The organism is Curtobacterium sp. WHRI 8282, assembly GCF_040223925.2.
Lineage (GTDB): Bacteria > Actinomycetota > Actinomycetes > Actinomycetales > Microbacteriaceae > Curtobacterium > Curtobacterium flaccumfaciens.
The window spans coordinates 1,060,253-1,074,190 of sequence record NZ_JBEHCD020000001.1; the positions used below are offsets into that span (position 1 = coordinate 1,060,253).

Annotated in this window: 16 protein-coding genes; 15 read left to right on the top strand and 1 reads right to left on the bottom strand. The window is 72.4% G+C overall.

The window, feature by feature from the left end; translation table 11 throughout:
* Complete coding sequence (locus ABRP24_RS05245; RefSeq protein ID WP_071244593.1) at positions 1–486, bottom strand: flagellar protein FlgN; 486 nt, start codon at positions 484–486, stop codon at positions 1–3.
* Between the two features lie 443 nt (positions 487–929).
* On the opposite strand from ABRP24_RS05245, the gene ABRP24_RS05250 reads away from it, so the two are divergent.
* From ABRP24_RS05250 to ABRP24_RS05320, 15 genes are all read left to right on the top strand, one after another.
* Positions 930–1,745: a sigma-70 family RNA polymerase sigma factor gene (locus ABRP24_RS05250; RefSeq protein ID WP_349849317.1), complete on the top strand. Its 816-nt coding sequence runs from the start codon at positions 930–932 to the stop codon at positions 1,743–1,745.
* A gap of 118 nt (positions 1,746–1,863) precedes the next feature.
* Entirely contained in the window at positions 1,864–2,721 is an 858-nt protein-coding gene (locus ABRP24_RS05255; protein WP_027465508.1) for a flagellin, read from the top strand.
* 106 nt (positions 2,722–2,827) lie between these two features.
* Positions 2,828–4,216 (top strand): flagellar filament capping protein FliD, encoded by a 1,389-nt coding sequence (gene fliD / locus ABRP24_RS05260; RefSeq protein WP_349849315.1) that lies wholly within the window; start codon positions 2,828–2,830, stop codon positions 4,214–4,216.
* Positions 4,217–4,227: 11 nt separating this feature from the next.
* The gene (gene fliS, locus ABRP24_RS05265; RefSeq protein WP_027465510.1) at positions 4,228–4,701 is read left to right on the top strand and encodes a flagellar export chaperone FliS; all 474 of its coding nucleotides are present in this window, start codon (positions 4,228–4,230) and stop codon (positions 4,699–4,701) included.
* Positions 4,691–5,017 carry a hypothetical protein gene (locus tag ABRP24_RS05270; RefSeq protein ID WP_176708760.1) on the top strand — a complete coding sequence of 109 codons (327 nt, stop codon included), beginning with the start codon at positions 4,691–4,693 and terminating at the stop codon, positions 5,015–5,017. Before fliS ends, ABRP24_RS05270 begins: the two co-directional genes overlap by 11 nt.
* Positions 5,018–5,513: 496 nt before the next feature.
* Entirely contained in the window at positions 5,514–5,858 is a 345-nt protein-coding gene (locus ABRP24_RS05275) for a flagellar basal body protein (RefSeq protein WP_017886135.1), read from the top strand.
* Complete coding sequence (locus ABRP24_RS05280; protein ID WP_071244596.1) at positions 5,855–6,250, top strand: flagellar basal body rod protein FlgC; 396 nt, start codon at positions 5,855–5,857, stop codon at positions 6,248–6,250. The genes ABRP24_RS05275 and ABRP24_RS05280 overlap by 4 nt, the downstream gene beginning before the upstream one ends.
* On the top strand, positions 6,250–6,591 hold the full coding sequence (gene fliE / locus ABRP24_RS05285) for a flagellar hook-basal body complex protein FliE (RefSeq protein WP_027465513.1): 342 nt from the start codon (positions 6,250–6,252) through the stop codon (positions 6,589–6,591). Before ABRP24_RS05280 ends, fliE begins: the two co-directional genes overlap by 1 nt.
* The gene (fliF, locus tag ABRP24_RS05290; protein ID WP_071244598.1) at positions 6,591–8,261 is read left to right on the top strand and encodes a flagellar basal-body MS-ring/collar protein FliF; all 1,671 of its coding nucleotides are present in this window, start codon (positions 6,591–6,593) and stop codon (positions 8,259–8,261) included. The genes fliE and fliF overlap by 1 nt, the downstream gene beginning before the upstream one ends.
* Positions 8,262–8,269: 8 nt before the next feature.
* Entirely contained in the window at positions 8,270–9,310 is a 1,041-nt protein-coding gene (fliG, locus tag ABRP24_RS05295) for a flagellar motor switch protein FliG (RefSeq protein WP_071244891.1), read from the top strand.
* A complete protein-coding gene (locus tag ABRP24_RS05300) occupies positions 9,303–9,974 on the top strand; it encodes a hypothetical protein (RefSeq protein ID WP_349849311.1) in 672 nt (223 codons plus the stop codon). Before fliG ends, ABRP24_RS05300 begins: the two co-directional genes overlap by 8 nt.
* Positions 9,971–11,314: a FliI/YscN family ATPase gene (locus ABRP24_RS05305; RefSeq protein WP_110863829.1), complete on the top strand. Its 1,344-nt coding sequence runs from the start codon at positions 9,971–9,973 to the stop codon at positions 11,312–11,314. Before ABRP24_RS05300 ends, ABRP24_RS05305 begins: the two co-directional genes overlap by 4 nt.
* A complete protein-coding gene (locus ABRP24_RS05310) occupies positions 11,314–11,745 on the top strand; it encodes a flagellar FliJ family protein (RefSeq protein WP_071403924.1) in 432 nt (143 codons plus the stop codon). Before ABRP24_RS05305 ends, ABRP24_RS05310 begins: the two co-directional genes overlap by 1 nt.
* Positions 11,742–12,479 carry a C40 family peptidase gene (locus ABRP24_RS05315; RefSeq protein WP_349849308.1) on the top strand — a complete coding sequence of 246 codons (738 nt, stop codon included), beginning with the start codon at positions 11,742–11,744 and terminating at the stop codon, positions 12,477–12,479. The genes ABRP24_RS05310 and ABRP24_RS05315 overlap by 4 nt, the downstream gene beginning before the upstream one ends.
* Positions 12,476–13,927 (top strand): flagellar hook-length control protein FliK, encoded by a 1,452-nt coding sequence (locus ABRP24_RS05320; RefSeq protein ID WP_349849306.1) that lies wholly within the window; start codon positions 12,476–12,478, stop codon positions 13,925–13,927. The genes ABRP24_RS05315 and ABRP24_RS05320 overlap by 4 nt, the downstream gene beginning before the upstream one ends.
* Positions 13,928–13,938: the final 11 nt, after the last annotated feature.

Here is a 13,938-nt window from a genome sequence, read left to right on the forward strand (position 1 = left end):
TTACAGCGTCCCCTCGAACAGGCGGGCGCCGTCCTGGCCTGGGCCGGACGTGCCACTCGCGTCGTAGGTGGCGGCGCCGGTGACGGTCCCCGCCAGGGTCTCCTCGGTGGCCTGGGCGGCGGCACGGAGGAACCGGTCGTTCTCGTCGCGCAGGGCACCGATCTGGGTGGTCAGTTCGACCATCGCGGTGAGGTGTGACGACAGGATCTCGCCCCACGGCCCGTTCGGTGCCGCGGCGACGACGTCGCGCAGGGGAGCGTCGGCGGCCACGCCCCACTCCTCGGCGACCTCGGCGCTCTGCGCGGCGCGCTCGAGACCGGTGCTGCGGAGCCGGTCGAGGACCTGCTCGACCTCGCGGCTGGCGTGCGACACCCAGCGGGAGCGGCCCGCGGTGAGCAGGAGCTGTTCCTCCTCGAGCTTGAAGGTGAGCAGTTCGAGCAGCTCGCGTTCGCGCCAGAGCACGGCGGACAGGTCGTTCACGCTCATCAGCTCCTCCCAGGTGGTGGTTCGTCGGGGTGGTCCCCGGTCCGTCATCCTGCGGACACCGGGACCTATCGACTCCGTGACCGCGACCGTAAGCCCCGGCGGCCGAGTGCCGTCCCCCGTACTCGTCGACTCTGTGACCCGATGACCCCCGTCGGGGGACAAGAACGAGCGTTCCCGACCGCGGGTCCCCCCAAATGCCGACCCGAAACGGGGCCTGACACCCCCGCACTGGGGACGGTTGTGCACCTGTTCAGCGCATTGCCAGCCGATACATTCAGAACGCACCCCGGGGGACACCCGGAACCGCTCGGGAACGATGCGGGGTGCACCGCTCGGAGGGACCCGGGCGGGTCTTCGGCGTACGTACCGGCCATCCGAGGCCGGCGTCCGTCGCGCCCACGGACGGGTGAGCCGACACACGTCAGGTCGACCAGGGGAACAGCATGGACCGCACCGAACGCAACGCGATGATCGTGGAGCACCTCCCGCTCGTGGGCTACATCGTGGCCGACGTCCGCTCCCGGGCGACGCACCTGGACCGCGACGACCTCGCCGCCGTCGGATCGCTCGCACTCGTCGCAGCCGCCGAGGCCTTCGACCCCACCCTCGGCGTGCCGTTCGGCGCCTACGCCCGCACCCGGATCGCCGGTGCGCTGGCCGACGACATGCGTTCGGCCGACTGGGCCTCCCGCGGCACCCGGAAGCGGATCCGCGAGACCCTGGCAACGCAGGAGGCCCTGTCCGCACGCCTCGGTCGGAGCGTCGGTGCCCAGGAGATCGCCGATGCCATGGGCGTCGACAAGCAGACCGCCGTCGACGCGATGAGCGACGCCGCCCGGACCGTCGCGCCGCTCGACGAGACCGTGCACGACCTCGTCGCCGCGGACCTGCCGCTCCCCGGGGACGACCTGCTCGAGACCGAGAAGCGCCGGTACCTCCGCGCCGCAGTCGAGGCCCTGCCGGAGCGGATGCGCTTCATCGTCGAGGCCGTGTACTTCGGCGACCGCTCGGTCACCGACGTCGCCGCCGAGCTCGGCATCACGCACTCGGCCGTCTCGCAGCAGCGCTCCGAGGCGATGCGCCTGCTCCACGACGGTCTCGCCGCCCACTACGGCGACGGCACCACCGTCGAGCCCGCGAGCCGCACCACCGCGGCTCGCCGCAGCGCCTACCTCGCCCGTGTCGCCACGAACGCCGCCGCCGGTGTCGCCCGTGCCGTGCACGACGTCGCGTCCGGCCCGGCCGTCGCGGCGAGTTGAGACGTCGGCGGAAAGTTCTCCGCTGATCCCCTAACGACTCCCGGCAACCGGCCGAGAGTCATCCATGTCAGCCCACGGACGGGCCGACGCACGACCCACATTCACGGAGGAAACCACCATGGGTATGTCCATCAACACCAACCTCTCGGCACTCAACACGTACCGGAACCTCAACGCGACGCAGAACGACCTGTCGAAGTCCCTCGAGAAGCTCTCGACCGGCCTCCGCATCAACCGTGCTGCCGACGACGCTGCCGGTCTGTCGATCTCCGAGGGGCTGAAGTCCCAGGTCGGTGGCCTCACGGTCGCCGCCCGCAACGCGCAGGACGGCATCTCCGTCGTGCAGACCGCTGAAGGTGGCCTCACCGAGACCCACTCGATCCTCCAGCGCATGCGCGACCTGGCTGTCCAGGCCGGCAACGACTCGAACAACGAGGACTCGCGGAAGGCGATCACGACCGAGGTCGGTCAGCTCCAGGAGGAGCTGCAGCGCATCTCGGACTCGACCAACTTCAACGGGATCAAGCTGCTCGACGGCAAGGCCTCCACCACGGCTGCTGGTCCCGGTACCGGCAAGCTGACCTTCCAGGTCGGCGCGGACGGCTCCGACGCCAGCAAGATCGACGTCGACCTCACCGGCGCGGACGTCTCGAAGGTCGCCACGGCGGTCAAGGCGCTCGACTTCACCACGGGCGACAACGCTCGCCTCGCGGTGACCGAGCTCGACGCGCAGATCAAGTCGGTCTCGGAGGCTCGTTCCAACCTCGGTGCGGTCCAGAACCGCTTCGACCACGCCATCAACGTGACGAACGTGGCCAAGGAGAACCTCACCGCTGCCGGTTCGCGCATCACCGACGTCGACATGGCGCAGGAGATGGTCAAGTACACGCGCGACAACATCCTGAGCCAGGCCGGCACCTCGATGCTCGCGCAGGCGAACCAGAGCACCCAGGGCGTGCTCTCGCTCCTGCGCTAGCCATCACGACGTCCGTCCTCCGGGCCCGATCGGGTGTCCCGGAGGACGGACGCCACCATCCTGACCACCTCCACGACGCCAGGGAGTGTCGACGATGTCCTCGTCCGTGTCCTCGAGCAGCAGCCTCGCGATCGACGGTCTGGTCAGCGGCCTGAAGACGACCGACCTCATCAACTCGCTGATGAGCGTCGAGGGGGTCCCGCAGACCCTGCTCAAGAACAAGCTCATCACCACCAACTCGTTCATCTCGTCACTGCAGACGCTCAACGGGTTGATCCAGGGGCTCGCCACGAAGGCCGCGGACGCCGCGAAGGCCTCGTCGCTCGACCTCTTCGCCGCGACGAGCACCGCGCCGAGCGTCACCGCCGTCACCGGTACCGGGGCGACCGCCGGCTCCATCAGCTTCACCGTCGGTTCGACCGCCTCGGCACAGGTCGGGGTCACGGCCGCGATGTCGACGTGGTCGACCGGTGCGCAGCCGATCACGATCGTCGGCGCGGACGGCAAGCCGACCACCGTGACGCCGGCGTCCGGTTCGCTCGACGACGCCGTGTCCGCCCTGAACAAGTCCGGTGCGGGCGTCACCGCGACGAAGGTCTCCGCCGGCACCGACGCCGACGGCAGCAAGCTCTACCGCCTGCAGCTCACGTCCGCCACGACCGGGGCGGCCGGCGGCTTCCAGGTGTACCGGGGCGGCGCCGACGACGTGGCTGCGGGCACCGCGACGAACGTCCTCACCGAGACCGGTGCCGCCGTCGTCACCACGGCGACCGACGCCAGCGTCACGCTCTGGGCCGGCACCGCCGCCGCGCAGACGGTCACGAGCGCGACGAACACCTTCACGGGGCTCGTCCCCGGGCTCGACGTCACCGTGTCGAAGGCCACCACCGAACCCGTCACCGTGACGGTCGCGCAGGACACCACCAAGGCCCAGTCCGTGGCCTCCGGGCTCGTCGACGCGATGAACGCGGTCGCCGCCTACTACAAGACGAACACCGCGGTGTCGAGCTCGACCAGCGCGACGTCCGGCACCACGACGACGAAGGCCGGCGTCCTGCTCGGCGACGGTGCGTCCCGCGACGCCGTGCAGCGGCTCACGAGCACGATGTCCGCCCCGGTCGACGGCAAGTCGCCGTCGACGATCGGGATCGTGATCACGAGGGACGGCAGCTTCACCTTCGACCCGGAGGTCTTCCAGAAGGCACTCGCCGCCGATCCGAAGGCCACCCAGGCGATGCTCTCCGGCGTCGCCGCGAACGTCGGTGCCGCGGCCAGCGCCGCCTCCGACAAGTACGACGGCTCCATCACCACGTCCATCACCGGACAGCAGGCCGTCGCCAAGGACCTCAACACCCAGATCGACAGCTGGACCGACCGGCTGACGAGGCGCCGGGCCGCGCTGCAGACCCTCTACTCATCCCTCGAGACCAGCCTCAGCAAGCTCCAGTCGCAGTCGAGCTGGCTCGCCGGCCAGCTGGCCTCGACGTCGAGCTGACGGGAACGACCATGACCTTCGACTTCCAGGCAGCCGCCTTCCGCCAGGCCGCCCAGCCGCGCACCGTCACCGACCAGCGTCGTGCCCAGTACACGAACGAGGCCGTGCTGTCGGCGACGCCGGCCCAGCTCGTGACGATGCTCTACGACCGGCTGCTGCTCGACCTGCACCGTGCGGAGGCCGCGCAGGTCGCCGCCGACTGGGAGGCGGCCCGCGAGCAGCTCCTGCACGCCCAGGCGATCGTCGGTGAGCTCTCCAGCACACTCCGGATCGACGTCTGGGACGGCGGCGAGGGTCTGCTCGCCGTCTACAACTACGCCTCCACCTCGCTCATCACGGCGAACGTGCACCGCGACGTGCAGGCCACCCGCGACTGCATCCGGATCCTCGAGCCGCTGCGTCAGTCGTGGCACGAGGCAGCCGCGTCGCTGCCCGCGACGCCCACCACGCAGCAGCCGACCGGGGGAGCCCTCGGTGTCGCCTGAGCCGTCCGCAGAGCTGTCGCCTGAGCAGCCGGACGGACGAGCCGGATGGGAGGCCCTGCTCGCCTCCCTGGAGCGCGATGCCGCCGGGCAGGCGGCCGACTCCACGGCCGTGGCCGGGTGGTCGGAGCCGGCCGGGCTGGGACCGCTGCCGCGGGACCTGGTGGGACGGGCCTCCCGGCTGCTCGCCGCGCAGCGGGACCGGATGACGGTGCTCGAGGCGGACCGCCGCTCGACGCTGGAGCACCTCGGTGCCCTGCGCGCCGTCGACGCCACGCGCGAGCCCCGCGGCTCCGTGTACCTCGACGCTTCCGCCTGACCCGCGCCCCGAGCGACGATGTCGTCGTCGTACGACGGCGACCCTGTCGCTTCCGCGTGCGTGCAACTGCCGGCGTGCGCAACTGGCGGCGTCTGCACGGAGCGACGATGTCGTCGTCGTACGACGGCGACCCTGTCGCTCTCGCGCGCGTGCAACTGCCGGCGCGCGCAACGGGCGACGTCGTCGTTGTCGTACGACGTCGGCTCCGTCGCTTCCGCGCGCGTGCAACTGGTGGCGCGTGCCCGGGGCGACGATGTCGATGTCGTACGACGTCGACGGTGTCGCTCTCGTGCGCGTGCAACTGCAGGCCCGCGCAACGAGCGACACCGCACACCGACCCCGCACCCACCGCCCCCCGTTCGGGGCGACGCCTAACGCGGCGGACGACGGACTCCGATAGCGCCACTCGAGCACGGATCGCTCACCAGTTCGGCCAGGGATCGGCCACCACCGCACGGCGACGTCGCACCGACGACGCCTGACGAGGGGACCCTTCGTGTTCGATTCCGTGACGAGCGTCGCGCTGCAGAGCGCACTCGACGGTCTGTCGATGCGCCAGAAGGTGATCGCGAACAACATCGCGAACATCAACACGACGAACTACCACGCCGAGAAGGTCCAGTTCGAGGACGCCCTGGCGAAGTCGATCGTGGACGGCGACGGCGCCACCACGCCGACGATGGCGCGCAGCCTCGAGCCGACGAACACGAACGGCAACAACGTCAACCTCGACGAGGAGACGCTGTCGAACATCGACACCGTGCTTCGGTACCAGTTCGCCACGCAGGCGATGAACTCCGAGCTCACCAGCGTCCGTGCGGCGATGCGGACGAACTCGTGACGACCTTCGACGCGATCGGCATCGCGAGCACCGGCCTGACCGTGCACCGGAAGTGGCTCGACGCCGTCTCGGACAACATCGCCAACGCGAACACCGTGAAGTCGATGGACGACACCGCGTTCCAGGCGCGCTACGTCGAGGTGCAGGAGGGCAACGGCGTCTCCGGCGCCTACGTCAAGGGCGCGGCGTTCGGCAGCGCCGCCGGCCGTGTGACCTACGACCCGGACAACCCGCTCGCGAACGAGGAGGGCTACGTCCGCATGCCCGACATCGACCTCGGCACGCAGATGGCGGACCTCATCATGGCCCAGCGCGGCTACCAGGCGAACGCCGCCGTGGTCGACCGTGCCAAGACCGCCTACGAGGCGGCACTGCAGATCGGGAAGAACTGATGCCCATCGACGCCGTGAACGGTGTGACCACCAACGCGATGACGAACGCCCTGACGAGTGTCTCGGGGACGTCCAGCGACAGCACGAACGCCACCGGTGCCGCCGGCGCGACGACCGACGGCAGCGGGTTCGCCGCGAGCCTCGGCAACGCCGTCGACGGGCTGCAGTCGCTGCAGAGCGACTCGAAGACCCTGGCGCTCAAGGCCGTGACCGGCAACCTCGACGACATCCACGACGCGACGATCGCCGCCACCCGCGCGCAGGTCACGCTCGAGCTCGTCTCCGCCGTCCGCAACAAGGGCGTCGACGCCTTCAACGAGATCATGAGGATGCAGGCCTGATGCCCGTCGCCGTCAAGAACGTCTTCGCGCGCCTCAGCGCCTACGTGAAGGGCTTCTCCGCCGCCCAGCGCACCATCGCGATCCTGGCGATCGCGGCGCTCGTGCTCGGCGGGATCGCCCTCGCGTCCTGGCTCGGCAAGGCGTCCTACGCGCCGCTCTTCACCGGGCTCGCCGCGGCCGACGCGAGTTCCATCACGGACCAGCTGCAGACCGACGGTGTGCCGTTCCAGCTCACCGACGGCGGCGCGACGATCCTCGTGCCGCAGGCGCAGGTGTACTCGGAGCGGCTCAAGGCGGCGTCGAACGGCCTGCCGTCGTCGAACGAGGGCGGCTACTCGCTGCTCGACAAGATGGGCGTGACGAGCTCGGAGTTCCAGCAGGACGTCACCTACAAGCGCGCGATGGAGGGCGAGCTCGCCAAGACCATCGGTGCGATGGACGGCGTGCAGACCGCCACCGTGCAGCTCGCGATCCCGGAGAAGTCGGTGTTCGTCTCCGAGGAGAAGGACCCGACCGCGTCGGTGTTCATCGCGACCGAGAACGGCACGCAGCTGAGCACCGACCAGGTGCAGGCCATCGTGCACCTGACGAGCGCCTCGGTCGAGGGCATGCAGCCCACCGACGTCTCGGTCGTCGACGCGAAGGGCCAGACCCTGTCCGCCGTCGGCACCGGTGCAACCGGGAGCGGCGCCGACCAGGCCGCCGACTACGACGCGGCGACGAGCAAGAAGATCCAGGACCTGCTCGACACCACGCTCGGCGTCGGCAACGCGACCGTCGTGGTCTCCGGGACGATGAACCAGGAGTCCGGCACCCGGACGTCCGAGAGCTACACGTCTCCCACGTCGGGCCCGGTCGCGCTGAACGAGTCGAGCACCACCGAGGAGTACGGCGCCGGCGCCGGCGCGGGGTCCGGCGCGACCGGGGTCCTCGGTCCGGACAACATCGCCGTCCCGAACGGCACCGCGACGAGCGGCACCGGCGACGACGGGTACAAGAACGAATCGGCGACGAAGAACAACGCCGTCGACCACACCACCGAGACCACGCAGATCCCCTCGGGCGGGCTCGACCGGCAGACCATCTCGGTCGCGCTGAACTCGAAGGCCGACGCGGTGCAGAACGCGAACCTGCAGAGCATCAACGACCTGGTGTCCGCCGCCGCGGGTGTCGACCAGAACCGTGGCGACCAGGTCAAGGTCGCGATGATGGACTTCGACACGAGCGCTTCCGACCAGGCCGCGAAGGCCCTCGAGGCCCAGCAGAAGGCCGACCAGCAGGAAGCACTGTGGTCGTCGATCCGCACCGCAGGCATCGTGATCGGCATCGTCCTCGCCGTCATCGCGATCATGTTCTTCGTCGCCCGCCGCAACCGGAAGCAGGAGCGCGAGGCCGTCGACCTCGGCGAGCTCGACGCCTTCGCCGGTGAGACGTTCCAGCTGCCCCTCGCGATGGACGGCGTCGACGACCGGGCGACACTCGGTGCCGGTGACGCCCCGACCGCCGTGCTGTCGGCGATGCCCGGCGGGGACGCCCCCACCGAGGTGTTGACGACCGAGGAGATCACCGCCGAGCGCCGCCGTCAGGACATCTCCGCCCTGGCCGAGCGCGACCCGAAGCGCACCGCCGAGCTCCTGCGCGGGCTCCTCGACGACCGGGCACCGGTGTGAGCGCGCTGATGCCGAGCCCCGGCGGCGGTTCCGGTCCGAGCGACCGTGCCCTGACCGGTGCGCAGAAGGTCGCGCTCATCCTCATGCAGATGGAGACGGACCGCGCCGCCGAGGTGATGAAGCAGTTCACCGAGATGGAGGCCGAGGAGATCTCCGCCGAGATCGTCCGGATGCGCCGCGTCGAGGACACCGTCGTCGACCAGACGCTGTCGGAGTTCCACCGGATCACGATGAGCGGCCGGCTGCAGAAGCGCGGCGGCAAGGAGACCGCCCTCGGGCTGCTCGAGGCGTCGTTCGGTGCCGAGCGGGCCGCCGGCGTGATGGACCGTCTGGCCTCGAACCTCGCCGGCCAGTCGTTCGACTTCCTCGACGACGCCGAACCCGGCCAGGTCATCTCCCTGCTCGAGGGCGAGCTGCCGCAGACGATCGCGCTCGTGCTCGCCCACCTGGGCCCCGGGCAGGCCAGTGCCGTGCTCGCCGGGATCGACGAGCGCGTCCGCACCGACGTCGCCCAGGCCTTCGCGACCATGGGCAGCGCGACCCCCGAGGCCGTCGGCATCGTCGCCGGCGTGCTGCGCCAGCGCGCCGGGGCCGTCGTGTCGCCGCGCGAGAGCGTCGAGGTCGTCGGTGGCATCGCACCCCTGGTCGACATCATCAACCGCTCGGACGTCGCGACCGAGAAGGCCGTGCTCGAGGGGCTCGAAGCCCGCGACCCGGAGCTCGCCGAGGACATCCGCTCCCGCATGCTGACCTTCGAGGACATCGTGAAGCTCGAGTCCCGCGACATCCAGCAGGTGCTGCGCGGCATCGACTCGAAGATCCTCGCGACCGCCATGAAGGGCGCAGCCGGGCCGGTCGTCGAGACCATCCGCGCGAACGTGTCCGAGCGCAACCGCGAACTGCTCGACGACGAACTGCAGGCCATGGGCCCGGTCCGCGTCTCGCAGGTCGAGGAAGCCCGTGCCGAGGTCGTCCGCTCCGTGCGCGAGCTCGAGGCCCAGGGCGTCGTCACCGTGCACCGCGCCGAGGAGGACGAGCTCGTTGACTGACACCGTCGTGCACCGCGTCGCCTTCCCGGTGCTCGCCGACCCCGCCGGACGCGAGCGTGCGTCGAGCGCGGACGTCCGCGGGCACGCGGCCGGGTACACCGCCGGCCTGCGGGCCGCGCAGGCCGAGACCGACGCCCTGCGCGCCCGGCTCGAGACCGAGCACGCCGCGCGGATCACCGCGCTGCAGGCCGACACGGCACGCCGGATCGCGGTCCTCGACGCCGCCACGAACGCCATGCTCTCCACGGTCGCACCCGTCCTGGCGGACGCCGAGGCGTCGGTCGCGAGCGCGGCAGTCGACCTGGCCGAGGCGATCGTCGGGAACGTGGTCCGCGCCTCCAGGCCCGCACACGACGCGACCGTCGTCGGTCCGGACGGACAGGGCAGCCGGGAGGCCCGGATCGCGTCCGGCGCGGAGGCCACCGTCCGGCGGGCGCTCGCGTCCGTCGACCGCACGGTCCCGGTGGCCGTCCGGCTGAGCCCGGCAGACGCCGCGCGCGTCGCCGGCCTCGACCTGCCGGTGCCGGTCGTCGCCGACGGCGCACTGCGCGACGGCGACGCCGTCGTCGACCTGCCGGACGGCATGCTCGACGCGCGCATCGCCACGGCGCTCGACCGCGCCCGCACCGCCCTCGGTGTCGACGTGACGGGAGCCGACCGGTGACCGCCACGCTGCTCCGTCCGCGCGGTCTCGACGAGGCGCTGCTGCGGGCCGCACCCCAGCGGGTCGGTGTCGTCACGAGCGCCGTCGGCCTGGGGCTGACGATCGCCGGGCTCGACGCCCGCGTCGGCGAGGTCGTCACGGTCGGCGCCGAGGACGGCGAGCAGACCGCGGTCGAGGTCGTCGCCACCGATGCCTCGGGCGTCCGCTGCATGCCGCTCGGCCGACTGACCGGCGTGACCGCGGGCACCCCGGCGCGTCCGACCGGCCGCCCGGTGCTCGTGCCGACCGGATCCGGTCTGTTCGGCCGCGTGCTCGACGGACTCGGCCGACCGATCGACGACCGCGGCCCGCTCGAGGGCCCCGGCGGCGAACCGGTGACCTGGGTCCCGCTCGACCACGACACCCCGAGCGCGATGGCCCGGACCCGCATCGACACCCCGATGCAGCTCGGCGTCCGCGTGCTCGACACCCTGACCACCGTCGGCCGCGGGCAGCGCATGGGCCTGTTCGCCGGCTCCGGCGTGGGCAAGTCGTCGCTGCTGTCGATGATCGCCCGTGGGAGCGACGCGGCCGTCAACGTCATCGCCCTGGTGGGGGAGCGCGGCCGCGAGGTGCGCGAGTTCCTGGAGGACGACCTGGGACCCGAGGGGCTCGCCCGCTCGATCGTCGTCGTGTCGACCTCCGACGAGCCCGCGCTCATGCGCCTGCGTGCCGCGTTCGTGGCCACCCGCATCGCCGAGTCGTTCCGCGACGCCGGCCAGGACGTCGTGCTCATGATGGACTCGCTCACCCGCGTCGCGATGGCGCAGCGTGAGATCGGGCTGTCGGTGGGGGAACCGCCGGCCACCAGGGGCTACCCGCCGTCGACGTTCTCGGTGCTCGCGGGACTGCTCGAGCGCGCCGGGACCGACCGCGTCGGCAGCATCACGGGCATGTACACCGTGCTGGTCGACGGCGACGACCACAACGAGCCGATCGCCGACGCGGCCCGCAGCATCCTCGACGGCCACGTCGTGCTCGACCGCAAGCTCGCGATCACCGGGCACTTCCCGTCGGTCGACGCCCTCGGCTCGGTGTCCCGCGTCGCCTCGAAGGTCACCCGACCCGAGCAGCGTGCCGCCGCCACCGTGCTGCGGAAGGTGATGGCCGCCCGTGCCGGTGCCCAGGACCTGCTCGACGTCGGTGCGTACCAGCGCGGGTCGAACCCGCTCGTGGACGCCGCCGTCGACCACCAGGGATCGATCGACGCGTTCCTGCGCCAGGGCATGGACGAGCGGGCGACCGCCGACGCGTCCTGGCAGCGCCTCGGCGGCCTCGTGCAGCAGCTGGGGGTGTCGTGATGGCCCGCCGCTTCCCGCTCGCCGGACTCCTGCGCCTGCGTCACACCGAACAGGACCGTGCCGCCGCCACGCTGGCCACCGCGAACGAGCGCGTCCGTGACGCAGCCGACGCCCGGATCGCCGCACGCCGGAGCCTCGCCGACAGCGAGGACGCCCAGCCGATCCAGGATGCCGCCACCCTGAGCGCCGTCGCCGCAGCACGTGCCGCGACCCGCGGGATGCTCGAGGAACTCGACGCCGTGGTGCAGAACCGCCGTGCCGACGCCGACCGGGCACAGCAGGACTACACCGCCGCCCGTCGTGCCGCCGTCGGCCTCGAGAAGCTCGAGGGCAAGCACACCGAGCAGCAGGCGGCCGAGGAACTCCGGACCGAACAGAACGCCCTCGACGAGATCGCGGCACGACGCCGCACGGAAGGTGGTGCCCGATGAGCGTCGAAGCGGTGCTCTCCCGGATCTCGGAGATCCGGTCCCAGATCGACACGCTGCGCGGCGGGACGGCCACGGCTGCCCCGAGCGCGTCCGCCACCGGCGGTGCCGCGGGGTCCTCGGCCTTCGCCGATGCTCTCGCCACCGCCGACGGCGCGACCGGCGCGGCGGCCGCTGCCGGTGCCACCGCCGCAGCCTCCGCGACGGGCACCCGTGCCCCCGCGACCTCGGTCGACGCCGGCGCCGGAACCCTCGCCACCGGCAGTGGTGCGACCGGCGCCGACGTCGTGGCCGACGCGAAGAAGTACCTCGGTGTGCCGTACGTGTTCGGCGGGGAGACGACCGCGGGCATGGACTGCTCGGGCCTGGTGCAGACGGTCTTCAAGGACCTCGGGGTCACGATGCCCCGGGTCGTGCCGGACCAGGCGAAGATGGGCGTCGAGGTCGGCTCCCTGAAGGACGCGCAGCCCGGCGACCTGATCATCCCGAAGGGCGAGGGCCACGTCGTCATCTACGTCGGCGACGGCAAGGTGCTGCACGCGCCGCGCCCCGGCAAGGACGTCCGGATCGTCGACAACTGGTACTCCCAGGGCGACATCGCGACCATCCGCCGGATCGTCCCCGCACAGGCGGCCCCGGCGGCCGTCGCCGCGCCGACCGCCTCGACAGCGCGTTCCGCGACCGACCTGCAGACCGCCGCGCTGCTGTCCGTGATGCAGTCCGGGAGCGCCGCATGAGCCTGACCATCGCCCCCCAGCCGTCCGTGCCCACCGCACCGGGCTCCACCCGGGGTGCATCGTCCGACCCCGCTGCTGCCGGGTCCTTCGGCGCAGCACTGACCGCCGCCGTCGCGACCGAGCGGCGCCCAGGAGGCGGTGCCGCCGGGCGGGACGACACCGACGGCCGCACGGCGGACGGCTCGGCCGCGACGCCGAGCACCGCCGCCACGCCGTCCGCGTCCGCGTCCGCGTCCGCGTCCGCGTCGGACCAGTCGGTGCTCGCGACCGGTTCCCCGTCGGTCGACGCGCAGGCGCTGCTCGCCGCCGGACTCGTGACCGTGGCCGCACCGACCGCTCCGGCGGGCCTCACGAGTGGCCCGGAGGACCAGTCGGCCACCGGCGCCGCCGAGACGCCCGCTGGCGACCAGCACGTCGCCGTGGCCACGGGGGTGACCTCCGGAACGGCCGCGACACCGGCGTCGGTCAACGAGCACACCTCGACGCCGGTCCCGTCGACCCCGGCGCCGACCACCGCCTCCGCCACGGCGGCCCCGCAGCAGTCGCCGACGTCGGGTGGGGCACGGCAGAACGCTGCCGGAGCGACGACGGGCACGGCGACCAAAGCCACGACGACCCCCGCCGTGCCGCCCACCGGCACCGCGTCTCCGGCCGCCGCCGCGACGATCGCCGCGGGCGCCACCCCCGCGACCACCACATCCGCGACGACCGCCGTCTCGATGGCCACGGCCGCGACCGACCCGGCGACCACCGCCCCGACGGCCGCCACCGCGATCGCGGCCCCCGCGGCCCCCGCCGCCACCCGCACCGCCGACGGCGACACCGCCACCGTGGCCCCGGGCCAGGCGCCGGTCGTCACGGCCGCCCCGGCAGCCGGCGCCGGCTCCCGAGCCGGCCACGGGACGGAGCAGCAGGCGTCGACGCCGGGTGATCCGGGCCTCCCGGCCGTCGCCCCCAGCCGCGGTGGCGAGACGCCGTTCGTCATGTCGACGACGCCGACCGCCGCGCCCGCCGCGACGACCGCGCCGGCCCCGGCACCGCTCGCCCAGCAGCTGGCGCGACCGGTGTTCTCGCTCGCACAGGCCGGCCCCGGCGAGCACGTCGTCACCGTGCAGGTCGTGCCGGACAGCCTCGGCCCGGTCACGGTCCGCGCGCACGTCACCGCACACGGCATGCACGTCGAGCTGTTCGCCGCGTCGGACGCCGGCCGCGAGGCCGTCCGCCAGGTCCTGCCGGACCTGCGGCGGGACGCGGCCGGAACCGGTGTGAGCACCACGCTCGACCTGTCGTCGCAGAACCAGCCGCAGGACGCGCCGGGTCGCGACGAGCGTCCGGCCGCGCGTGCCCTGCCTGGCGACCCGGGCCTGGAGGCGCGGGTCACCCCGCGCACGCAGCCCACCGCCCACACGCCCTCCATCCGCACCGCGGGACTCGACGTCCTCGCCTGATCCGGCTCACG

Excerpts from the sequence above, each read along its gene's own strand:
- ABRP24_RS05245 (WP_071244593.1), bottom strand. The coding sequence starts at position 486 with ATGAGCGTGAACGACCTGTCCGCCGTGCTCTGGCGCGAACGCGAGCTG.
- ABRP24_RS05250 (WP_349849317.1), top strand. The coding sequence starts at position 930 with ATGGACCGCACCGAACGCAACGCGATGATCGTGGAGCACCTCCCGCTC.
- ABRP24_RS05255 (WP_027465508.1), top strand. The coding sequence starts at position 1,864 with ATGGGTATGTCCATCAACACCAACCTCTCGGCACTCAACACGTACCGG.
- fliS (WP_027465510.1), top strand. The coding sequence starts at position 4,228 with ATGACCTTCGACTTCCAGGCAGCCGCCTTCCGCCAGGCCGCCCAGCCG.
- fliE (WP_027465513.1), top strand. The coding sequence starts at position 6,250 with ATGCCCATCGACGCCGTGAACGGTGTGACCACCAACGCGATGACGAAC.
- fliF (WP_071244598.1), top strand. The coding sequence starts at position 6,591 with ATGCCCGTCGCCGTCAAGAACGTCTTCGCGCGCCTCAGCGCCTACGTG.
- fliG (WP_071244891.1), top strand. The coding sequence starts at position 8,270 with ATGCCGAGCCCCGGCGGCGGTTCCGGTCCGAGCGACCGTGCCCTGACC.
- ABRP24_RS05310 (WP_071403924.1), top strand. The coding sequence starts at position 11,314 with ATGGCCCGCCGCTTCCCGCTCGCCGGACTCCTGCGCCTGCGTCACACC.
- ABRP24_RS05315 (WP_349849308.1), top strand. The coding sequence starts at position 11,742 with ATGAGCGTCGAAGCGGTGCTCTCCCGGATCTCGGAGATCCGGTCCCAG.
- ABRP24_RS05320 (WP_349849306.1), top strand. The coding sequence starts at position 12,476 with ATGAGCCTGACCATCGCCCCCCAGCCGTCCGTGCCCACCGCACCGGGC.